This is a genomic window from Streptomyces abikoensis (assembly GCF_014648775.1).
Taxonomy (GTDB): Bacteria; Actinomycetota; Actinomycetes; order Streptomycetales; family Streptomycetaceae; genus Streptomyces; species Streptomyces abikoensis.
In genome coordinates this window covers 200345-220606 of record NZ_BMRT01000002.1, presented here as the reverse complement: position 1 = coordinate 220606, position 20262 = coordinate 200345, and the positions used below count along the sequence as shown (strand labels likewise).

The 20262-nt window shown below is 71.0% G+C and carries 19 protein-coding genes, 1 tRNA gene and 3 pseudogenes; 11 read left to right on the top strand and 12 right to left on the bottom strand.

Annotated features, from left to right (window positions below; genetic code table 11):
• Nucleotide 1 precedes the first annotated feature (1 nt).
• The 3 genes from metE to IE096_RS07925 all read left to right on the top strand — a co-directional run bounded on the left by metE (nt 2) and on the right by IE096_RS07925 (nt 4752).
• Entirely contained in the window at nt 2–2344 is a 2343-nt protein-coding gene (gene metE / locus IE096_RS07935) for a 5-methyltetrahydropteroyltriglutamate--homocysteine S-methyltransferase (RefSeq protein WP_189450051.1), read from the top strand.
• A 76-nt stretch (nt 2345–2420) separates the two neighbouring features.
• Nucleotides 2421–3206 (top strand): aminotransferase class IV, encoded by a 786-nt coding sequence (locus IE096_RS07930; protein ID WP_189450049.1) that lies wholly within the window; start codon nt 2421–2423, stop codon nt 3204–3206.
• Between the two features lie 820 nt (nt 3207–4026).
• A complete protein-coding gene (locus IE096_RS07925) occupies nt 4027–4752 on the top strand; it encodes a nucleoside/nucleotide kinase family protein (protein ID WP_189450048.1) in 726 nt (241 codons plus the stop codon).
• A 279-nt stretch (nt 4753–5031) separates the two neighbouring features.
• Here IE096_RS07925 and hemC read toward each other — a convergent pair whose 3' ends face one another.
• The 3 genes from hemC to IE096_RS07910 all read right to left on the bottom strand — a co-directional run bounded on the left by hemC (nt 5032) and on the right by IE096_RS07910 (nt 7022).
• Nucleotides 5032–5997 carry a hydroxymethylbilane synthase gene (hemC, locus tag IE096_RS07920; RefSeq protein ID WP_189450046.1) on the bottom strand — a complete coding sequence of 322 codons (966 nt, stop codon included), beginning with the start codon at nt 5995–5997 and terminating at the stop codon, nt 5032–5034.
• On the bottom strand, nt 5994–6245 hold the full coding sequence (locus tag IE096_RS07915) for an NUDIX hydrolase (protein ID WP_189450045.1): 252 nt from the start codon (nt 6243–6245) through the stop codon (nt 5994–5996). The genes hemC and IE096_RS07915 overlap by 4 nt, the downstream gene beginning before the upstream one ends.
• A 279-nt stretch (nt 6246–6524) precedes the next feature.
• Nucleotides 6525–7022, bottom strand: coding sequence for a hypothetical protein (locus IE096_RS07910; protein WP_189450043.1), 498 nt, complete (start codon nt 7020–7022; stop codon nt 6525–6527).
• 1551 nt (nt 7023–8573) lie between these two features.
• Between IE096_RS07910 and IE096_RS07905 the strand changes: the two are divergent.
• A pseudogene (locus tag IE096_RS07905) lies at nt 8574–9166 on the top strand (HD domain-containing protein).
• Nucleotides 9167–9452: 286 nt separating this feature from the next.
• Here IE096_RS07905 and IE096_RS07900 read toward each other — a convergent pair.
• From IE096_RS07900 to IE096_RS07890, 3 genes are all read right to left on the bottom strand, one after another.
• Nucleotides 9453–9950 (bottom strand): RICIN domain-containing protein, encoded by a 498-nt coding sequence (locus tag IE096_RS07900; protein ID WP_229820036.1) that lies wholly within the window; start codon nt 9948–9950, stop codon nt 9453–9455.
• A gap of 219 nt (nt 9951–10169) precedes the next feature.
• Nucleotides 10170–10418: a hypothetical protein gene (locus IE096_RS07895; protein ID WP_189450040.1), complete on the bottom strand. Its 249-nt coding sequence runs from the start codon at nt 10416–10418 to the stop codon at nt 10170–10172.
• Complete coding sequence (locus IE096_RS07890; RefSeq protein WP_229820035.1) at nt 10418–10651, bottom strand: peptidoglycan-binding protein; 234 nt, start codon at nt 10649–10651, stop codon at nt 10418–10420. Before IE096_RS07890 ends, IE096_RS07895 begins: the two co-directional genes overlap by 1 nt.
• Nucleotides 10652–11372: 721 nt before the next feature.
• Here IE096_RS07890 and IE096_RS07885 point away from each other — a divergent pair.
• Complete coding sequence (locus tag IE096_RS07885) at nt 11373–11588, top strand: hypothetical protein (RefSeq protein WP_189450039.1); 216 nt, start codon at nt 11373–11375, stop codon at nt 11586–11588.
• Nucleotides 11589–11983: 395 nt separating this feature from the next.
• On the opposite strand, the gene IE096_RS07880 is transcribed toward IE096_RS07885, so the two are convergent.
• Together IE096_RS07880 and IE096_RS07875 are read right to left on the bottom strand one after the other, a co-directional pair.
• Nucleotides 11984–12071, bottom strand: a tRNA-Leu gene (locus tag IE096_RS07880).
• Between the two features lie 105 nt (nt 12072–12176).
• Nucleotides 12177–12689: pseudogene (locus tag IE096_RS07875) on the bottom strand (phosphatase PAP2 family protein); the annotation flags it as partial.
• 227 nt (nt 12690–12916) lie between these two features.
• Between IE096_RS07875 and IE096_RS07870 the strand changes: the two are divergent.
• Entirely contained in the window at nt 12917–13099 is a 183-nt protein-coding gene (locus tag IE096_RS07870) for a CsbD family protein (RefSeq protein WP_189450035.1), read from the top strand.
• A gap of 42 nt (nt 13100–13141) precedes the next feature.
• Complete coding sequence (locus IE096_RS07865; RefSeq protein WP_189450034.1) at nt 13142–14050, top strand: hypothetical protein; 909 nt, start codon at nt 13142–13144, stop codon at nt 14048–14050.
• A 60-nt stretch (nt 14051–14110) separates the two neighbouring features.
• Here the strand turns inward: IE096_RS07865 and IE096_RS07860 are convergent, their stop codons facing one another.
• The gene (locus IE096_RS07860; RefSeq protein WP_189450032.1) at nt 14111–14545 is read right to left on the bottom strand and encodes an SRPBCC family protein; all 435 of its coding nucleotides are present in this window, start codon (nt 14543–14545) and stop codon (nt 14111–14113) included.
• A gap of 54 nt (nt 14546–14599) precedes the next feature.
• Nucleotides 14600–14770, bottom strand: a complete 171-nt coding sequence (locus IE096_RS07855; protein WP_126912710.1) for a hydrophobic protein — start codon at nt 14768–14770, stop codon at nt 14600–14602.
• A 118-nt stretch (nt 14771–14888) separates the two neighbouring features.
• On the opposite strand from IE096_RS07855, the gene IE096_RS07850 reads away from it, so the two are divergent.
• Together IE096_RS07850 and IE096_RS07845 are read left to right on the top strand one after the other, a co-directional pair.
• A complete protein-coding gene (locus IE096_RS07850) occupies nt 14889–15542 on the top strand; it encodes a TetR/AcrR family transcriptional regulator (RefSeq protein WP_189450030.1) in 654 nt (217 codons plus the stop codon).
• Nucleotides 15539–16963, top strand: a complete 1425-nt coding sequence (locus IE096_RS07845; RefSeq protein WP_229820034.1) for an MFS transporter — start codon at nt 15539–15541, stop codon at nt 16961–16963. Before IE096_RS07850 ends, IE096_RS07845 begins: the two co-directional genes overlap by 4 nt.
• Before the next feature lie 18 nt (nt 16964–16981).
• On the opposite strand, the gene IE096_RS07840 is transcribed toward IE096_RS07845, so the two are convergent.
• Nucleotides 16982–17557, bottom strand: a complete 576-nt coding sequence (locus IE096_RS07840; RefSeq protein WP_189450029.1) for a TetR/AcrR family transcriptional regulator C-terminal domain-containing protein — start codon at nt 17555–17557, stop codon at nt 16982–16984.
• 86 nt (nt 17558–17643) lie between these two features.
• Between IE096_RS07840 and IE096_RS07835 the strand changes: the two genes are divergently transcribed.
• Nucleotides 17644–18792, top strand: a complete 1149-nt coding sequence (locus IE096_RS07835; RefSeq protein WP_189450027.1) for an FAD-dependent oxidoreductase — start codon at nt 17644–17646, stop codon at nt 18790–18792.
• A 69-nt stretch (nt 18793–18861) separates the two neighbouring features.
• Nucleotides 18862–19518, top strand: a pseudogene (locus IE096_RS07830) (phosphatase PAP2 family protein); the annotation flags it as partial.
• A 54-nt stretch (nt 19519–19572) separates the two neighbouring features.
• On the opposite strand, the gene IE096_RS07825 reads toward IE096_RS07830, so the two are convergent.
• Nucleotides 19573–20262 (bottom strand): response regulator, encoded by a 690-nt coding sequence (locus IE096_RS07825; RefSeq protein WP_189450026.1) that lies wholly within the window; start codon nt 20260–20262, stop codon nt 19573–19575.

Sequence of the window (20262 nt, the reverse complement as noted above, 5' to 3'; positions counted from 1 at the left end):
CGTGACCAGCAAGTCCGCAGCCGCGGCGGCCCGGGCCACCGTGTACGGCTACCCCCGCCAGGGACCCGACCGGGAACTGAAGAAGGCCGTCGAGGGGTACTGGAAGGGCCGCGTCACCGCCGACGCCCTCCACCGGACCGCCGTCGAGCTCCGCGCCGCCACCTGGCGCGATCTCGCCGCCGCCGGCCTCCACGAGGTCCCCACCGGCGACTTCTCGTACTACGACCACCTCCTCGACACCAGCGTCATGGTCGGCGCGATCCCTGCCCGCCACCGCGCGGCCCTCGCCGCCGACCCCCTCGACGGCTACTTCGCCATGGCACGCGGCACCCAGGACGTCGCGCCCCTGGAGATGACCAAGTGGTTCGACACCAACTACCACTACCTCGTCCCGGAACTCGGCCCCGACACCGTCTTCGCCGCCGACCCCGCCAAACAACTCGGCGAACTCCAGGAGGCCCTGGCCCTCGGCCTCGCCGCCCGCCCCGTCCTCGTCGGCCCCGTCACCTACCTCCTGCTCGCCAAGCCCGCCCCCGGCGCCCCGCCCGGCTTCGACCCCCTCACCCTCCTGGACCGGCTCCTGCCCGTCTACGCCGAGGTGCTCGCCGCGCTGCGCGCCGCCGGGGCCGAGTGGGTCCAGCTGGACGAGCCCGCCCTCGTCCAGGACCGCACCCCGGCCGAACTGAACGCGGCCGCCCGCGCCTACCGCGACCTCGGGTCCCTGACGAACCGGCCGAAACTGCTCGTCGCCTCCTACTTCGACCGCCTCGGCGAGGCCCTGCCCGTGCTGGCCAAGGCCCCCGTCGACGGCCTCGCCCTCGACTTCACCGGCCCCGCCGCCGCCAACCTCGACGACCTCGCGGCCGCCGGCGGACTGCCCGGCAAACGGCTCGTCGCGGGCGTCGTCGACGGCCGCAACGTCTGGATCAACGACCTGACGGCGTCACTCGCCACCCTCGCCACCCTCCTCGGCCTCGCCGGCCACGTGGACGTCGCCGCCTCCAGCTCCCTCCTCCACGTCCCCCTCGACGCCGGCGCCGAACGCGACATCGACCCGCGCATCGCCCGCTGGCTGGCCTTCGCCCGCCAGAAGACCACCGAGATCGTCACCCTCGCCCGCGGCCTCGGCCACGGCACCGCCGCCATCGCCGCCGAACTCGCCGTCAACCGCGCCGACCTGGCCTCCCGGGCCGACTCCGCCCTCACCCGCGACCCGGCCGTCCGCGCCCGCACCGCCGCCGTCACCCCCGCCGACGCCCGCCGCTCCCTGCCCTACCCCGAACGGACCGTCGCCCAGCGCGCCCGCCTGGGCCTCCCCCCGCTGCCCACGACCACCATCGGCTCCTTCCCCCAGACCACCGAACTGCGCACCGCCCGCGCCGATCTGCGCGCCGGACGCATCGACGCCGACACCTACGAGCGGCGCGTCGAGACCGAGATCCGCGAGGTCGTCGCCTTCCAGGAGAAGGCCGGCCTGGACGTCCTCGTCCACGGCGAGCCCGAACGCGACGACATGGTCGCCTACTTCGCCGAACGCCTCACCGGCTACCTCGCCACCCGGCACGGCTGGGTCCAGTCCTACGGCACCCGCTACGTCCGCCCGCCGGTCCTCGCCGGCGACGTCTCCCGCCCCGAGCCGATGACCGTGCGCTGGACGACCCACGCCCAGTCCCTCACCGCACGACCCGTCAAGGGCATGCTCACCGGCCCCGTCACCATGCTCGCCTGGTCCTTCGTCCGCGACGACCAGCCCCGCGCCGAGACCGCCCGCCAGGTCGCGCTCGCCCTGCGCGACGAGGTCGCCGACCTGGAGGCGGCGGGCACCGCCGTCATCCAGGTCGACGAGCCCGCCCTCCGCGAGACCCTCCCCCTGCGCGCCGCCACCCGCCCCGGCTACCTGGCCTGGGCCACCGAGGCCTTCCGCCTCACCACCGGCGGCGTCCGCCCGGACACCCAGATCCACACCCACATGTGCTACGCGGAGTTCGGCGACGTCCTCCAGGCCATCGACGACCTCGACGCCGACGTCATCAGCCTGGAAGCGGCTCGCTCCCACATGCGGGTCGCGGACGAACTCGCCGGCGCCGGCTACCCCCGGGAGGTGGGCCCCGGCGTCTACGACATCCACTCGCCCCGCGTCCCCGCCGCCGACGAGCTGGCCGCCCTGCTGCGCCGGGCACTGGCCGCCGTCCCCGCCGAACGACTGTGGGTCAACCCCGACTGCGGCCTGAAGACCCGCGCCTGGCCCGAGGTCCGCGCCTCGCTGGAACACCTGGTGACGGCGGCGCGCACGATAAGGGAGGAACTCCCGGACTCGTCCTCGTCCTCTTCCTCTTCCTCGTAAGGCGCGGGAGGGGGTGCCCCCGGGTCGTCATCAACCGGGGGCACCCCGTCTCCTCGACGGCTGAGAGACTGCCCGCATGGCCGAACTCAATGGAAAGCCCGTTACCCTCGACGACCTCCAGAGCCTCGCCCTCACGAACTACGGGCACTTCACGACCATGCGGATGGAGAACGGCACGATCCGGGGCCTGTCGCTCCACCTGGACCGCCTGGTGCGGGACTGCCGCATCGTGTTCGGCGTCGAACTGGACCGCGACCGGACGCTGGACTACATCCGCAAAGCGGCCGAGGGCGTCACCGGAATCGCCGGCATCCGCGTCACCGTCTTCGACCCCGCCCTCGACCTGAGCCGCCCCAGCGCCGCCGAGGACCCCCACATCCTGGTGAACCTGCGCCCCGCCGGCGCCCTGACACCGCCCCCACTGACAGCGAAGACCTTCACTTTCACCCGCGACAACGCGGAGGTGAAGCATGTCGGACTCCACCCGCAGCTCAAACTCCGCCGCGACGCCCAGCTCGCCGGATTCGACGACGCCGTCTTCGCCGAACCGGACGGCCGCGTCTCCGAGGGCGCCACCTGGAACCTCGGCTTCGTCGACCAGCAGGGCACGGTCGTCTGGCCGGACGCCCCCGTCCTCCCCGGCACGACGATGCTGCTGCTCCAGAGCCTGGACGCCCCGAAACAGATCACCGCCCCGGTACGGCTCGCCGACGTCCCCGCCATGGCCGCCGCGTTCGCCACGAACGCGTCCATCGGCGTCCGCACCGTCAGCGCCCTCGACGACGTGCGGTTCCCCCAGGACCACCCGGTGCTCGCGGCACTGCGCGACGCGTACGCGGGTATTCCGGGCGAGCGCCTTTAGAGCTCCACGACGGACATCCACGACGGGAGACGAAAAAACCCCCAGAGAATCTGGGGGTTTTCCTTGTGTCCGAGGGGGGACTTGAACTCTCACCTCGGGCACCAACTGGCTCGTGGTCCGTGACGACACCGTCCCAGCCCTGTCCCCTATGGCCCTCCAGGCCGTGAGGAACCTCGAGGCGAGGCGTAGAGAAGCCCGCAAGGCCTAGGGGCTGTCCGGTGGGTCAGATGTGACTCATCGGACAGCCCCTAGAGGCGTTTCAGGGCAGGGTGGCGTCGGGCCAAGGGAGGCCCCGAGGCTTCCCCCGCCCGACGCCATGGGAAGCAGGCCGCTCTCAGAGCAGGCCGGCCAGGTTGCTGATCACCACTCCGGCGAGAGCGTGGAGCCCGACCACGGCTAGGCCCAAGAGCTGACCGACAATGGGCAAGAGCGTCGCTGCACTCCTGTCATATGGGCCGCTCATCATTGCGGCCTGGTGGCCGGATCAACGACGCCCCGTCCGGCCAGACACGTCCTGAGCCGGGCGGGGCAAGCTCTGGGGAGCTCGGATTCGAACGCGCCGTCGCAGGTGGTTCCGATCAAGCTGTCCCGTCTCATTGGGTCTTGCTTTCGCGAGGCCTTCTGACCAGCGAGGATGTGCTTTGACGTGAGAGGGGACCACACCCATGTCTCATCTCATCGTGCCCGCGCCAAACAGATGCCGACGGCTGTCTCACTTCATCGTGTCCGCTGGCCTGGAAGGACGGCCGTGGAGGGCCGGCGCTCTGAGTGCTGATGGGCGATCTTCCTGGCCGTTGAAGCAGCCGATAGGTTCACCTCCATGACATCACCACAGGCGGACGTGCATCATTCGGCTTCGTCCTGGCGGCAGCCCTCTCCTCCGGCGGCCTCCGTCGAGCGCAGCATGCTGGTTGAAGAGATCGCCAAGCGCATTCTGGCCCTCGGTCAGGGGCGCCTGCTCGTGGGGATCGACGGCTTCACCGCTGCTGGGAAGACGAGCTTCGGACATGAACTGGCTGAGTGGATCAGTGCTGCGGGACGGCCGGTGCTCCGGGCGACTCTCGACGACTTCAAGAAGCCGTGGAGGGACCGGCATCTCTATGACCGGGAGTCTGGTGAGGGGTACTACCGCAACGCGTATGACTATGAGGCGGTCAAGCGTCTGCTGCTGGATCCCTGCCGGTCAGCGGGAGCGACAACCTGTGCGCTGTGCGGCATCGACCCGCTGACCCAACGAGATCACTCATCCGAAGTGACGCCACTTGAGGCGGACGCGGTGCTGATTGTGGATGGTGTCTTCGCCTTCCGCCCCGAGATCAATGAATACTGGGACTTCCGCGTCTGGTTGCAGGTGGATACGGAACTGTCCGTTCAGCGGGGCGCCGAGCGTGACCAGGACTGGGCCGGAACTGAAGCAGAGTCGATCCACCGCAACAGGTATCTGGTCGCCGAGCGTATCTATCTTCAGGAAGTCGACCCGTTGCCGATGATGGACGTTGTCATCGACAACTCGGTCTTCGCGCGTCCGCAGGTCGTAACACCGTGACGTCGGCGAGGTGCGCCCACCACACGTCCAGGCCCAGAACACGCCCGCCGACAACGGGGAGACGCAGGCTCCAGGACCCTGGCTGCCACAGCAGCCGGCGCGTCAGCGGTCACGTCCTCGCGCTGCTCGGGGTCGACTTGGTCGTACACCCGCCCAGGCCCCTGGGGGGCGTTGGGATCTTTCGGCGCGATTACGCCGGGGGCGCCAAGTCGCCGTAGGGCGGCTTCCACTTGACGGGCTTGCTCTGCGTTCATATCGATCGTCCATCGCTCCTTCCGGTCAGTGAGGGATACCTTCGATGATGTCGTGGGCGCCTTGCCGGAGCAGTCCGGCGGAGACGCGGGCGCCGAGGGTGCCGGGGTCGTTCGAGGTCTCGCCCCAGATGTGGGCGTGGACGAATTTGCTGCCGTCGCGGGAGAAGACCATGCCGCGGAGGGAGAGTTGTCCGTCGGGTTCGGTGGTGCAGTGCCCGGCGATGGGGCTGTTGCAGTGTCCGCGCAGGCCGTGCAGCATCACGCGTTCGGCGGTGGCTTCGGTCTGTGTCTTGGGGTCGTTGAGGCGTTCCAGGAGTGCGGCGACGGGGCCGTCGTCGCGGCGGCATTCGAGTGCGAGGACACCGGCGCCGACGGCGGGGAGCATCTCGTGCGACGTGAACTCGTGGCGAATCCGATCTTCGAGGCCGAGGCGTTCGAGGCCGGCGCGGGCAAGGACCATGGCCTTGGCCTGGAGGTCGCCCATCTTGCCGTCGAGTTTTTCGAGGCGTGTCCCGACGGCGCCGCGAACCCGAATGACGTTGAGGTCGCGCCTCACCTTGAGGATCTGGGCCTTGCGGCGCACAGCGGTCGTGGCGACGGCCGCGCCGTAGGAAAGGTCGGCCAGCGTCTTGACGGTTGATCCTTCGGGGACCACGAGGACGTCGCGAACGTCTGCGCGCGGGAGCATCGCGGCGAAGACGAGGCCCTGCGGCATGGGGACGTCGCCGGGGACGTCTTTGAGGCAGTGGATCGCCATGTCGATGTCGCCGCGCTGGAGCTGGGCGTCGATGTCCTTGACGAACAGGCCCTTGCCGCCGAGCTGTGCGAGGTCTCCCTGCCATCGGTCGGCCTTGGTCGTGGTGGGCTTGACCTCGATCTCAAGGTCAGGGATGAGGTCGCGGAGCAGCTTGGAGACGTGTTCGGTCTGGGCGAGGGCCATGGGTGAGCTGCGGGTGCCGATGCGCAGCGTGCGGGCGGGAAAGTCGTTCATGACGTCTTTAACGACCCTTCGTGTCGTCGCGCACGGTAGACCGTGCCGCGGGGGAACTGGCGCGGTCTGGCGATGCGTGCGGCGATGGTGGGATGGAGCAGGCTGTTCGCCTCGGCGCGGGTGGCCCATCGCCAGGCGTCGAGTTCGTCACGTTGCAAGGTGATGCGGCTGGTGTCGGCGGGGTCGAGGACGGGGCCGGCGAACAGGAAGGCCAGGCGGTCCCGGCGGCCGGGGCGGGTGGCGGCCACGCTCCACGAATTCCGGCGTGTCCCACTCCGGCGGCCGGGGCGCCTCCACCATGGCTCGAAGGTTGTCGAGCCTCCGGTACAGCTCCCGGCTCCACACATGGCGGTGCCAGGATTCTTCGATCGCGTATGCGGCCCGTCGCAATCGCTGACCGAGCGTCGGCCGAGGCGGGAAGAGGATCCTCTGCACGTTGCGCTCGTAGTTCGACAGCGGCTCGCGGGGGCGCCGCCGTCCGATCAGGCGCGGCCGTCTCACCAGGCCGTCACGCGCCTTGGGCTTCCTCACGGCGTGTTCTGCTGCCGGGCAGCCTCGATGGGCCTCTGGAGTGGCGGTGCGGCCGGCCCATTGGGGTGCTGCTCGGTGATCCCTCCGAAACTGGTGACGAAGACGCGGCGGTCCATCACCGCGGCCTCGGAGGAGTGCCGCAGCGGCGAGGCGGGGCGGGGCGCATCCCGGCGGAGGGCGTGGTTCTCGGGGAGTCGGCACAGGCCCATGTACACCAGGTCGTGTTTCGCCCCGTTGCGCATGTAGTTGACGATCTCGCGGTGCGTGGCGAGGGGGTCCAGCGGCGTGAGGCCAAGGACGGTGCATGCCGTGCCGTTGTCCTCGACGACCTTCTGCCAGCCGGCACGAACAGGAGGGACGTGCAGGCGCAGGTGTGTCTCGTCGAGGTTGAGCACGGGCCGGTTGGCCCTCTTACCCAGCAGTAGCCGGGGTCCGGCGTCCTGGAGCGTCTCCCGGGCCGGGTGCAGGCCCAGGGCGGCCCCCAGCTCCCGCATGTCGTGCGCGATGGTGTCGGCCGTCTCGTTCCGCCGCCGGGCGGGCGGGTGATGAGGAGGTAGGCGACAAGGCCGGCGGTGGTGTCCTCGACCCAGTGCGCGAATCTCACGGAACACAGGAGTCCAGCGGTCGGAGTGACGGGCACAGCAGGGGTGATCACAGGTTCGCCTTTCAGGGGGAACGCTTCCGCGGCCTGCCGGATGCCGTGCGGGCTTCGCGGAGCACTCGCGGTGAGGCTTCGGCTAGGTGCCGCCCGGGACTGGTGGGGTGAGCGCGGAGCCGTGTGCCCTCACCCCAATCCGGGCGGCTGAAGGCCAACTTCCGGTCCTGCAAAGGACCCTGGTTGAATCCACGGCTTGACCGTACGGTCATCAGTGATGCGGTAGGACTGACTGCGAGTACGTGTTCCGCCGTGGAACGCACTCGGGAAGCCGGCATGACCACGAGACCGCCCACACGCCGCCGTGCGGTCACAGGAACCATCGCCGGGTACGTTCTGCGCCTGGCCAGGGAAAGCATCCCGTGCACGCAAGCCGGGCTCGCTGAAGCCTTGGAAGTTGACCTGGCAACTGTGCAAGGCTGGGAGTCGGGTCGCCGGCCACTTGCCAATATGAGGGCCGGGGTCTTTCTGGATCTGAAACGGCGCCTACCGGTTCTCGGAGCAGACCGGGCCGTCGTCAAGCTCCTTGGAGCTGCGATGGACGCTGACCGCATCGTCGGCGCGGACATGGACCCGCCGCAGCGCCCTGACCGACATCCCCCCGCGGAATGGGTACACACCCGCACAACCGCCCACATGATCGCTTGGGCAGTGAACGGAACGCCTCCGCCGCTCATCGGAAGCAGGCCTTTGCCCATCCGTCGTGGTGCGGTTCCAGCAGCCCCTCGACTACCTGTTCAAGAGAGAGCCGTCCTGTTCGCACAGCTTCGCGACACCGCCGAGGTCGCGCACAGAGCGGGAGACAGTGCTCCGCTACTACGCCGTCAGGCGCTCTATCTCACTTCGTACGACCGCAGCCTTGACGCCCCTGCCTGGACGTCTCACGCCCTGCACAGTCGGCGAGGCGTGCTGGCTGTCCGAGGCTGGTCCCAGCACTGGGCGGAGGCCCACTCCATCGCCGCCGCCCTCGCTCGACAGGGCGACCAGCAGCCTCTGCTTGACTTCATCGACCGTTCCCTAGTGGACGACGATGCAGCCGAGGCTGCGAACTTGAACTACTGGGCTTACTGGCTTGGCGCTGCCCACGGACCGCAGGCGGACGATGGCTTCATGCTTGATCGCGGGCTGACCGGCTGGGATCCTCTGACCCTTCTGCGTCTGCTCGTTCAAGGGCTTGATGAAGCCCAACGTACGTCGAGCTATACGCGCACTCGCTGTGGGCGCTCTTTACGGTCTGTCCTTGGCTGCCGCAGGCCGCGCCAACGCTCGCCGCCGGCGCTACGCGAGCGCACCGAACGCATCCTTGACGGTGGTGGTGTTTCGGCAGGAGCTCGGAGCCGTGACATACCGTCTACGCGAGTAGGGCAACTGACGAACCGGAGGGCACCACATGGCCGACGAGACCGAGCACGCCAAGGGCACCGCAGGCTTCCTGCTGGAGATGGGCATGCTGAAGCGGGCCAAGAGGAGCGGGTGGTGGATCGCCGGAGTCAAGGACCCGGAGACCATCGCCGAACATAGCTTCCGGTCGCCCTCATCGGCTCGGTCCTGGCCATGATGGAAGGGGCCGACCCGGCGAAGACGGCCCTCCTGGGCCTGTGGCACGACACGCAGGAGACTCGGGTAGGAGACATCCCGCACATCGGTCGGCGGTACCTCGATGCCGCGTCGAACGAGAAGGTCACCGCAGACCAAGTTTCCGCGGCACACCCCGCCGTCCGGGCGGCTGCGCAACGCATCGTAAGCGAGTATGAAAATGGCGACTCGCTGGAAGTGGTTTGCGCGCATGACGCCGACAAGCTTGAGTGCCTTATCCAGGCTGTCGAGTATCGCGAGCAGGGGTACAAGAACGTTGGCCCCTGGATCGACAGCAGCATCTCGAAGCTCAAGACCGCGTCTGCCCAGGCCCTTGCTGAAGTAGCCTTGCAGATGACTTCCGTGGAGTGGCAGCAGACCTATCTCCCCGGACAAGCCGACATCTGAGAGGTCCACAAGAAGGCCAAGTAGTCCGAACCCATCATTAGCCCCCTCCTTGAAGAGGGGGCTTTCTCATGTCTTGATTGGTTATATAGGACTGCCCCACAAATAACGTAGGTGTGACCCAGGTGGCTTGGTGACGCCCACCGCTCGAACTGTGGTCGAGGTCACCAACCAGCGAATAGCTGGACAAGGAAAGCCCCGCTCATCCATTCGGACGGGCGGGGCCTACACTTTCACCTTGCCGGCGTTAGTTTGTTCGATAAGGAAATAAGCGGGAGTGATTCCCGATTTACGGCATTGCGACCGTCCAGTACCAGCGCTGCGTTCGCTTTTCTGCGTCGTCCCACTGCTGCGCTCCGGCACCGTTGCTGGTAGAGGAATCCTCAATCTCCAGCACCTTGCCGGAGTTCACGTTGCGGATTGCGAAATCCTCATCAAAGAACCACCGCTGGTGATCATACCCCTTGCAATCCCAAATCTGCACCGGGGCGCCGTTGTCCCTGCGACCGTTGTCCACCTCAAGACACTTGCCGTACATACTCCGGATCTCGAATGCGTAGCCCCCCGAGGGTACCATTCTCCAGAGTGCGCCACTTTGACCATTGCAGTCCCACTGCTGAACCCGGGTGCCATTTGAAAAGTCGGAGTTCTCGACTTCGAGGCACTTGCCGCTGTTCTGATTCTTAATGGTATTCAGGTTCGGCGACGGAGGATATGCCTGGCTCGGCGTCGAGGTCAGGAGCAGCAAGGAACCTGCAGCCGCGAGCGTTGCGGCGGCCCTACCCATTATCTTCATTATGAGTTCCCCCCCCCAGAAAAGGTACGGATGGACACTCGCGGCGGCGCCAACCGGAGCGAAGTGGATCTTACATACTCTTTACTGGATGCTTCAACCCACTTGGCTCGCAGGGAGCCTGACGGAGCGCCAGCTCGACCAGTAGGGGCGACTTGCGCTCCAATCCGATCAGGGGGTGCCGTAGCGGCTGGGGGCTCTTCGTGATGCGCTCTAGGCAAGCAGCTCAAAAGCCTCCGCCGTCTTGATGTTCTCCACCCGCTGTGTCATCTCACCGGCACCCAGGAGCGCGGCCACCAGGGTCAAGATCGCCTCTTCGGGGATGGTGACGTACTGCGTGACCAGAGCCACGGCTGCAGCCGCGGTGCTGTACAGCCGGGCCGGGTGCTCGCGTGCCAGTTCCAGAATCGGGGAAGCTGCGGCCGGTCCTCGGTGCCGACCGCGCTTCGGTATCGCCGCCATTACGCCGACCGCCCGAAGCCGCGCTTCAGGCGCGCCAGCTGGAGCTTGCCCGGAATGCCGTCCGCAGCCGAACCCTGGTCGCCAACCTTGATCTGGTACTTCCTCATGGACTCGGAGTCCGCAGAAGTCCACACCGGGCCAGGGCCTTCCTTGTAGGCGGAGCAGCCTGCGGCGACGAGCATCCGGCCGAGAGCCGTGATGTGGCCACCCTTCGCCCCCGGGTCGTAGGGCAAGACCGTCGATCACGACCTGACGGCCGGAATCGGTCGGAGTGCTCAGGCGGGAACCGCCGGCCGGGATGTCATCCTCCGAGGCCTCACGGCCGAAGAAAACAACACCCTCGTGACCCTTCCAGTCCGGGTCAGCAACGACAATGCCCTCCGGGTAGGCCCGGTACCCGTAGCGCAGTGGGGTGGAGGATCCGGGCCGGGTCCAGGGCGGTCAGAAGCGCGATCAGCCGGGCGTTCTCCTGCTCAATACGCTTCAGGCGTTCCTTGATCTCTGCCAGACCCTCTTGAAGGCGGTCGACCCTTGCTTTCTGGGCTTCCGCCTCCTCCCGCCACACCTCGGCGGTTGGCCTCCTTGGAGGCCTTCACGACGACGTAGCCGCCGATCACGGTCGCCAGGATTCCGACGATGCCGAAGAGATCCAGGATGAGAGTCGATGTTGCTATGCGGGTCACCTGGCTATCTGGTGCTGCTGGGTGCGATGAGCGCCGCGGAAAATCGGTTCAGTTGGCCGCTGGTCCGGGAGCCGGCCGACACCTCCCAAGAGCCTGTGCCCGGCGCCGTGTAGGCCCGGAGGCTGAGCCGGTCGCCGTTGGCGGCAACCACCTCGCCCCGCAGGGAACAGGTGAGGTAGGTCCCGCCCACGCGATGGGGGTGGAGGCACGCAGCCATTCCTTCTCGCCCTGGCCGCTCTGAGCGACGACGGACAGGTGGAGCGCGGGCCGCTTGGAAGTGTCCCTGGGGGACAGGGCGGTGAAGTCGGCGGTCACAAAGTATGCGCCGCCCGTCGGCACGGTGAAGGTGTCCGCGGTGGTGGCCCATCCGCTGGCCGTGTCGACGACGTCCCACTCAAGGGTTTTAAAAACGCCGCTGTCCGGCACGCTTGTGATCGTGCTGACGCCCGCCGCGAAGAAGCGGGGCGGGCTGGCCAGCTGCCGGTGAACGTCGCGCACGCGAGCGTTCATCGTGCCCGCGTCGGCCAGATCCCGGGGATTCCAGGAAGAGAAGTCCACGGGTCATCCCTTCATGGCGGTGGCCCCGGGAGCGAGTATCACCGCAGACAGGTTGTTCCACCGCTCGGCACGCAGGTCGGCGCCGTAGCCCTGCCAAGTGACATCGGCGCCTGTGCCGAGGAAGTCAACGCCGAGGAAGTCACCCCGCACTCGCACGTTCGCACTGATGCAAGATCCCCGTCCGGTCTGGTCACGTGGTTGGTCACGCCGCCGGTCACGGGAAGTTTCGAAACCTACTGGTCACGCTACTGGTCACGCCGAGCGCTGAGCCAGTCCGGGAAAACAGAAAAACCCCCGCTGAGCAGGGGTTTCGTCTGATCTTGCTGGTGTCCGAGGGGGGACTTGAACCCCCACGCCCGATAAAGGGCACTAGCACCTCAAGCTAGCGCGTCTGCCATTCCGCCACCCGGACCGGATGTTTTGTCACCGCCGGGTTTTCCCCGTGGCGACGTGGAAAAGAATACCAAGGTTTCGGGGTGCCTTTTCACACCCCGCTGTCGTCGTCCCGGCGCAGGGTGCCGCGTACCGCGAGGGCGGCGCCCGCGCCGAGGAGGGCGCCGGCCAGGACGTCGCCGGGGTAGTGGACCCCCGTGTAGACGCGGGAGAAGCACACCGACCAGGCGAGCGGTGCCAGGGCCAGGCCCCAGGCGGGGTTCTCCAGGCCGACGCCCGTGGTGAAGGCGACGGCCGAGGCGGCGTGCCCCGAGGGGAAGGACGTGGTGAACGGCTGCCGGGGCAGCCGGCGGACCAGGGGTACCGCGTCCAGCACCGGCCGGCCGCGCCGTACCGTCCGTTTGCCGAGGGTGTTCACCGTCGCCGAGGCGACGGCCAGCGAGGCCACGCCCCGCAGCGCGGCGCGCCGGGCCGGCCGGCCGCCCAGCAGCGCCGCGCCGGCGGCCACGCCGAGCCACAGCACCCCGTGGTCGGCGCCGCGCGACAGCCGCGGCAGCACCCGGTCGCCCGCAGGCCAGTGATGGGTCGCGACCCGCTGGAACAGGGCCCGGTCCCATGCGCTCACCGTCTTTCGCATGCCTGGCGGGTACCCGTTCCGGCGGTGCGCACGCCGCCGGGCACGTGGGCCGGTTCAGCCGTATGCCGTACGGGGCATGCGCCCGCGCCGCCGCCCCCCGACACTCGTGGACGGAGGGGACGACCGCACCACCACGACCGCACCACCACGACCGCACCACCACGACCGCACCACCACGACCGCACCACCACGACCGCAGCACCTCGCTTGCGAAAGGCGGACTCCGGATGAGCGCCAAGGACAGGGTCAGGGCGAAGGCCGAGCAGACGAAGGGCCTGATCAAGGAGACCGCCGGCCGGATGACCGGCGACCGGCGCATGGAGGCGCAGGGGCGCTACGAGCGGGCCAAGGGCGACCTCCGCGACGTCATGGAGAAGACGCGGCAGACCTTCAGGAAGAAGCACAAGTAGCCGCCGCCCGTTCGCACGCGAGGCGTTCCGCACGCGACGGCCATGGACGCCGACAGCGTCGCCGACGAGCTCTTCCTGCTGCGGCCGGAGGAGTTCACCGCCGCCCGTGACCGGCTCGCCGCGCGGGCCGTCCGGGACGGCGACCGGCAACTGGCCCACCGGCTGAAGGCCCTGCGTCGTCCCACCCTGGCGGCCTGGGTGTGCAACCTCCTCGTACGGAAACGGCCGGACGAGGCCCACGCGCTCGTCCGCCTCGGCGAGGGGCTGCGCGAGGCCCACCGGACGCTGGACGGCGGGCAGTTGCGGGAGCTCGGCCGTCGGCAGCGCGTCCTGGTCGCCTCCCTGTCGCGGGAGGCACGCCTGCTCGCGGAGGAGGCCGGGCATCCGGTCGGTGACGCCGTGGCGCGTGAGGTCGAGGAGAGCCTGTACGCCGTCCTCGCGGACGCCGGGGCGGCGGAGGAGTGGGCCACGGGCCGGTTGTCCCGGCCGCCGGCCGGGGTGCCCGGCTTTCCCGGGCTGCTCCCCGGCCCGGCGGACCGGCTGGCGGCCCCGCCGGCGCCGGCCGCGCCCGGCCGGGAGACCGGGGCCGGGGAGGGGACCGAGGTCACCGACCTGGCCGAGGCGCGGGAGCGGCGCCGGCGGGAGCGACGGCGCGAGGAGCTCGACCGCGCCCGGCGCCGGGCCGAGCGGGCGGCCGCCGACGTCCGCGCCTGCGAGGCGGAGCTGGCCCGGGTCCGCGAGGCGGCCGACCGGGCGGAACGGGACGAGCGCACGGCCGGGCAGCACCTCGCGGAGCTGACCGCCGAACTGGACGCCGCCAGGGCCCGGCGGAGCTCCGCCGAGGAGACGGTGGGGGAGGTCCGTGACCGTCTCCACGAGGCGGAACGCGCCTGGCAGGCGGCCCGGGAGGCGGCGGAGGCGGCGGACGCCGAGGTCGATCGGTTGCGCTGACCCCGGCACGGGCCCCGCGCTTCACCCCTCCCTCAGCCGCGTCACCCCTCCAAAGCGGCGTCACCCCTCCATCAGCCGCCGGACCACCCGGCCGAAGACCCAGTGGCCGCACAGGGCCGTCACCGAGTCGAACGCCGCCGGCAGTCCCGCGATGTGCAGGACCTCGCGCCAGACGATCCAGGAGCCGGACCCGGACGGGCCCGCCTCCAGCTCGGCCCAGCCGGTGATGAGGGAGCCGCGTTTCTCCAGCCGGCAGTGGCCCGGGCGGCCCCCGGCCGGCGGATGCCAGCGGACGACCTCCATGACGTCCTCGAACGCCGCCCGCCCCACCCCGGTCCGGGCCGTGAAGCGCGTCCCCACACCCGTCGGCGGCGGCGTCGTCACCACGACGCGCGTGAACGGGACGTGCGCCCCGTGCCGCTCCCAGTCCGTGAGCCGCCGCCACGCCTCGTCGACGGGCAGCCGGGAGCGCCGGCTGATCAGAATGGATCTCACCCCTGAAGGTATGTCACATCCTGACGGCCCATGCGGGGAACGGCTCGGGGTCGCTCACCACCGGTACCACCGCCCTCGTGTGCCACCGGGCCCGGTGGACCTCATCACAAAGCCCAGCAGCCAGATCACGAGCACGGCCACGGCGATCCACCACAGCACCTTGATGGCGAACCCCGCTCCGAAGAGGAGCAGGGCGAGGAGCAGGACGAGAAGGATCGGAACCATCAGTCGTTTACCTCCTGCCGTTCGCCTGCCCAGCCGCACCCGGTTCATGTCCCATCGGGCGAGGCACGCGCCGCAGCGCGCGTAGACAATGTCTACGCCCCGGTGGTAGACAGTGCGCATGTCACAGGAACCCGATACCTCCTCCCTCCGGGAACGGCTGATCGACGCCGGGGTGGAGCTCGTGCTGGCCGAGGGCACCGCCGCGCTGGGCCTGCGAGAGATCGCCCGTCGCGCCGGTGTGTCGCACGGGGCCCCGCGCCGGTACTTCCCGACGCACCACTCCCTCCTCTCCGCGATCGCCCGCCGCGGCTTCGCGGACCTCGGTGCCCGCGTCGCCGCCATCACGGAGGAGGCCGCGACGCCGCGCGCCCGGCTGGACGCCCTGGCCCGGACGTACGTCGGATACGCGCTGGAGCGCCGCGGCATGTTCGAGCTGATGTTCCGCCACGACCTGCTGGACAGCGAGAAGCACGAGCCGAACGAGGCCGGGTCCCGGCTCCGGGAGTCGACGCTCCCCATGTTCGGCCTCCTCACCGGGCTCGTCGCCCACTGCCGCGCACGCGCGGACGGAGACGCGCGGCCGGACGTCGCGGCCGCCGCCCTCTGGGCCAACCTCCACGGCATCGCCCAGCTCTGGACCGCGGAGAGCCTGCCCCTCGCCCTCGGCACCCCCGCCGACGAACGCGCCGGAGCCGGCCGCCTCCTCCCCGCCCCGCTCGACGCGCTCGTCACCGCCGCCCTGGACGCCCACCTCGGTCCGGTGAACCCGTGACGGAGACCGCGCGCGCCCGCCTCGTCCTCCTCGTCAGCGTGGCCGGCGCGATGATCGTCGCCCTGGACGGCACGGTGCTGAGCGTGGCGCAGCCCAGCCTGCAACGGGACTTCGGCGCGGGCGTCGCCCAGGTCCAGTGGACGAGCACGAGCTATCTGCTGGCCGTCGCCGCGCTCCTCGTCGTCGCCGGACGCCTCGGCGACCGGTACGGGCACCCGCTGATGCTCCGCCTCGGACTGCTCGGCTTCGCGGCCGCCTCGGCGGGCATCGCGCTCGCGCCCGGCATCGGCTGGGTGATCGGACTGCGCGCCGCCCAGGGCGTGTTCGGGGCGCTCCTCCAGCCCGCGACCCTCGCCCTGCTGAGGTCGGCGTACCCGGAGGAGCGGCTCGCCCGCGCCGTCGCCCTCCGCACGAGCGCGATCGGGGTGGCGGCCGCGGCCGGACCCCTGCTCGGGGGCGCCCTCGTCGGCCCGCTGGGCTGGCGCGCGGTGTTCGTCATCAACGTGCCGGTCGCCCTCGCGAGCGCCGCGGTCACCCTCGCCGTCCGCGCCCCCGCGCCGCCCCGCGACGGCTCCCAGCGGCTCGACCTCCCCGGCGCCGCCCTGCTCACGACGGCGCTCGCGGCCCTGGTCCACACCCTCGTCGGCGTACCGGAACACGGCTGGACGGCCCCGCCGACGCTCCTCGGCCTCGTGGCCGTCGCGGCACTCGCGACGGCGTTCGCCGCGCACGAACGCCGCACGCCACAGCCCATCGTGCCGCGTGCCGTGGCCCGGTCCGTGCCGGTGACGGCGTCGATGACGCTCCTGCTGCTCACCACGGCAGGCATGTTCGGCGCGCTGTTCGTGACGACGTTCTTCCTCCAGAACGTCCTCGGGTTCGGCCCGCTCGACTGCGGCCTGCGCGTCATGCCGCTGACCGCGCTGATGGTCCTCGGCGCGCCCGTCGCGGCCGCCGCCCTGCGCCGCCACGGCCCGCGCCGCATGGCGACCGCCGGGTCGCTCCTCGTCGTCCTCGGCGTCGCCGGGCTCTCCCGGCTCGACGCGCACAGCCCGTGGACGGTCGCCGGTGCCGCCTTCGCGGTGCTCGGCGCGGGGTTCGCCACTGTGATGGTCACCGCCACCGGGACGGTCGTCGGCGACGCCCCGCCGGGGTACGCCGGGGTCGTCGGCGGCCTCAAGCAGACCGCGATGAACGTCGGTCCGGCGTTCGGCATCGCCGTCGCCGCGGGCATGATGCTCACCGGACCGCAGGCCGGCGGTGGCGCGGCCCCCAGGATGGGCCCGGCCCTCCTGGTTCTGGCCGGGGTCACCGCCCTCGGCCTGCTCCCGGCGGCCCTCCTTCCGCGTGGAGAACGATCGTCGAGGAGGACGCCCGCCGAGGAGGACACCCGCCCCGTCGCGCGGCACACCGCGAGCTGAGCCGGACGGCCCCCGGGCTCAGTCCTCGACCAGCGGGCGCAGCCCGGCGATCACCACGGAGACGCCGAAGGCGAAGAGCCGGTCGCGCTCGGCCGTGCTCCGCCGCCGCAGCCCACGGGCCTGCTCCTCGACGGTGAACCCGTTGACGTAGCTGGTCAGGACGTCGCCGGCGGAGGCGGCGGCCTCGGCGTCCAGCCCCGCCTCCCGGAGCACGCCGACGAGCCGCTCGAAGAAGGCGCGCGCCATGGGGCCCGGCGCGCTCATGCAGGCGATGACCCGGGCCCCGTCGGTGCGCGCGAGCATGGCGTCGCGGTGCGCCCGGGCGATCGCGGCCAGTCGCTCCGCCCAGTCCCCGTCGGGCAGCGGCGCGGCCGCCGCGTCGGCGGCGATGTGTTCGGCGATCGCGTCCAGCAGCGCCTGCTTGCTGGGGTAGTGCCAGTAGAGGGCGCCGACCCGGACGCCCAGCGCGGCCGCCAGTTTGCGGGTGGAGAACTCGTCCAGCCCCACCTCGTCGAGCTGCTCCAGCGCGGCCTTCAGCACGACGGCCCTGTCCAGCGGCATCGCGAACCTCCCCTTGTTCCTTCGCCGTCCCATGATGCCCGCTGTTCCTTGCGGGGTTGAACACCGACCAAGTAGCTTGAGCACTGTTCAATTGAACAGTGCTCAAGTCAGGGGGAGACATGCGTGTCATCGTGATCGGCGCGGGGCTGGGAGGGCTGTGCCTGGCACAGGGGCTCCGGCGCGCCGGCGTCGACGTGACGGTCCACGAGAAGGACCAGGGCATCACGGCCCGTTTCCAGGGCTTCCGGATCGGCCTCGCCGAACGAGGGCGCGCCGCGCTGCGCGGCTGTCTGCCCGAAGACCTCTATTCCGTGGTCGAAGCGACCCTGGGCGACATGACGGGCCCCGCCCGGGCCGTCGACCCGTGGCTGCGCCCGCTCCACGAGCAGCCGACGGAGGGGGCCACCGCCGCCGACCGGCACGTCCTGCGCCACATCCTGCTCGCGGGGCTCGACGACGCCCTGCGCTTCGGCCAGGAGCTGACGGGCTATCACGTGCGGTCGGACGGCCGGGTGGAGGCCCGCTTCGCGGACGGGACCGCCACCACGGCCGATCTGCTGGTCGGCGCCGACGGGGTCAACTCCGCCGTAAGGGCCCGGCTGGCGCCGGCCGTCCGCCCCCACGACACCGGCGTCCGGTTCGTCATCGGCCGTACGCCGCTCACCGACCGCTTCGCCGGTCTGGTCCCCGGCTTCGGCACCCGGGTCGTCGCCCAGGACGTGAGCATGCTGCTCGGCCTGATGCGCTTCCGCCGGCCGCCGCGGGAGGCGGCGGCCGAGCTGGCGCCCGGGCTCTCGCTGCCCGGCACCGCCGACTACCTCCGCTGGGCCATGCTGCTGCCGCCCGGCCAGGCGCCCGAACCCGGCCGCGAGGCGGCGCAACAGACCGTACTGGCCCGGACCGAGGGCTGGCACCCCGAGGTGCGGGCCGTCATCGAGGCCGCCGACCCCGACAACAGCACCCTGCTCTCCATCCGGGTGGTACGGCCGGGACAGAGATGGCCCCTGGGACCCGTGACCCTGCTCGGGGACGCCATCCACGCCACCTCCCCCAGCGGCGGCAACGGCGCCAACACGGCACTGCGCGACGCCGACCTGCTGCGGAGCCTGCTCGTCGACGCCCACGCGGGCCGCCGCACCCTGCCCGACGCCGTCGACGCGTACGAGCGCCGGATGCTCCGCTACGGCGCCGAGGCGGTGGAGCACAGCCTGGCCGCCCTGGGCCCCTTCCTCCCTGTACCCGCCCCTCTGGCGCCCTCGCAACCCTGACGATCGTCAGGGGTCGGCGATGCCGTTCGGCAGGGGTGGCGCCGGTTGCGGGTCCGTAGGTTCGGGCTCATGGAACAGCGCGACAGGGAACGAATGTCAATGAGCGCCGGCCGGCCCGGGCGGCGGCCGGCGGCCGCCGTGGGGGTCGCGGTCGCGGCCGCCGGGCTGCTGTGGTGGCTGACGCCCGGCGGAACGCCCGGGCCGGGCGGGGCCGTCGAGGTCACCGGCGGGGCCTCCGTCTCCGCGTACCGGTCGCTCGCCGGTGCGGCGGCGGACGCGCCGGGGTGGGTGGGGACGTCGCTCGGCCTGGCCACCGAGGGGACGCTGGTGGTGCTCGGGCTGCTGCTCGTGTGGACCGGGCTGCGCGGGCTGCGCCGCGGGGACGCGCGGACGGTCGCCGCGGTGGTGCTGGCCGGTGTCGCCACCGTCGTGGCGTACGGGATCAGCGAGGTCCTGAAGACGAGGGTGGACGAGGAGCGGCCCTGCCGGGCGCTGAGCGGTGTCACGGCCGTCGACCCGTGTCCCGGGGTGGGGGACTGGTCCTTCCCCAGCAACCACTCCACCCTCGCCGTCGCGATCGCCGTCGGCGTGGCCCTGGCGCGGCCGCGGCTCGCCGCCGTGACCCTGCCGCTGGGCGCGGCGGGCGCGCTGCTGCGGGTCGCCGTGGGCGTCCACTACCCGCACGACGTGCTGGCCGGCTCCGTGCTCGGCGCGGCGGCCGCGGTCGTGCTGTTCCTCGCGCTGGCGCCGGTCACCGTCGGGCCGGTGGCCCGGCTGATGTCACGGTTCGGCGCGGACCGGGGCGGCCGGGGGCGTCACACCCGCTTCGTGGGCCATGACGGCGGCCGCGGCGCGGTTGTCGACGCCCAGCCGGGCCAGTATGGAGCTGACGTGCGCTTTGACGGTGCCTTCCACCACGTGCAGCCGCCGCGCGATCTGCCCGTTGGACAGCCCGGCGGCCACATGGGCCAGCACGTCCCGCTCGCGGGCGGTGAGGGCGGCGACCCGTTCCCGGGCGGCGGCGCGCCGGCCGGCGGCGGACCCGGCGCCGGTCGCGGCGAGATGGGCCACCACCCGGGCGGCGACCTTCGGTGAGAGATACGCGGCGCCGCCGGCCACCGCGCGGACGCCCGCGATGAGCTCCTCGGGCGCGCCCGACTTGACGAGGAATCCGGCGGCGCCGCCCGCGAGCGCCTGGAGGATGTAGTCGTCCTCGCCGAACGTCGTGAGCATCACGACGCCGGTGTCCGGCGCGGCGGCCCGGAGCGACGCCAGCGCCTCGATGCCGCCCACGCGCGGCATGCGGACGTCGAGGACGGCCACGTCGGGCCGGTGCCTGCGGACCAGCTCCACCGCCTCGGCGCCGTCACCCGCCTCCGCGACGACCGTCAGCCCCGGGTCGGTGGCCAGCACCGCCCGGACGCCCGCGCGGACCATCGGCTCGTCGTCGGCGATCAGGACCCGGATCAC

Excerpts from the sequence above, each read along its gene's own strand:
- IE096_RS07925 (WP_189450048.1), top strand. The coding sequence starts at position 4,027 with ATGACATCACCACAGGCGGACGTGCATCATTCGGCTTCGTCCTGGCGG.
- IE096_RS07855 (WP_126912710.1), bottom strand. The coding sequence starts at position 14,770 with ATGGTTCCGATCCTTCTCGTCCTGCTCCTCGCCCTGCTCCTCTTCGGA.
- IE096_RS07840 (WP_189450029.1), bottom strand. The coding sequence starts at position 17,557 with ATGGGACGGCGAAGGAACAAGGGGAGGTTCGCGATGCCGCTGGACAGG.
- IE096_RS07910 (WP_189450043.1), bottom strand. The coding sequence starts at position 7,022 with ATGCGGGAGCTGGGGGCCGCCCTGGGCCTGCACCCGGCCCGGGAGACG.
- IE096_RS07870 (WP_189450035.1), top strand. The coding sequence starts at position 12,917 with ATGAGCGCCAAGGACAGGGTCAGGGCGAAGGCCGAGCAGACGAAGGGC.
- IE096_RS07900 (WP_229820036.1), bottom strand. The coding sequence starts at position 9,950 with ATGGGTAGGGCCGCCGCAACGCTCGCGGCTGCAGGTTCCTTGCTGCTC.
- IE096_RS07835 (WP_189450027.1), top strand. The coding sequence starts at position 17,644 with ATGCGTGTCATCGTGATCGGCGCGGGGCTGGGAGGGCTGTGCCTGGCA.
- IE096_RS07865 (WP_189450034.1), top strand. The coding sequence starts at position 13,142 with ATGGACGCCGACAGCGTCGCCGACGAGCTCTTCCTGCTGCGGCCGGAG.
- IE096_RS07850 (WP_189450030.1), top strand. The coding sequence starts at position 14,889 with ATGTCACAGGAACCCGATACCTCCTCCCTCCGGGAACGGCTGATCGAC.
- IE096_RS07930 (WP_189450049.1), top strand. The coding sequence starts at position 2,421 with ATGGCCGAACTCAATGGAAAGCCCGTTACCCTCGACGACCTCCAGAGC.
- IE096_RS07895 (WP_189450040.1), bottom strand. The coding sequence starts at position 10,418 with ATGGCGGCGATACCGAAGCGCGGTCGGCACCGAGGACCGGCCGCAGCT.
- hemC (WP_189450046.1), bottom strand. The coding sequence starts at position 5,997 with ATGAACGACTTTCCCGCCCGCACGCTGCGCATCGGCACCCGCAGCTCA.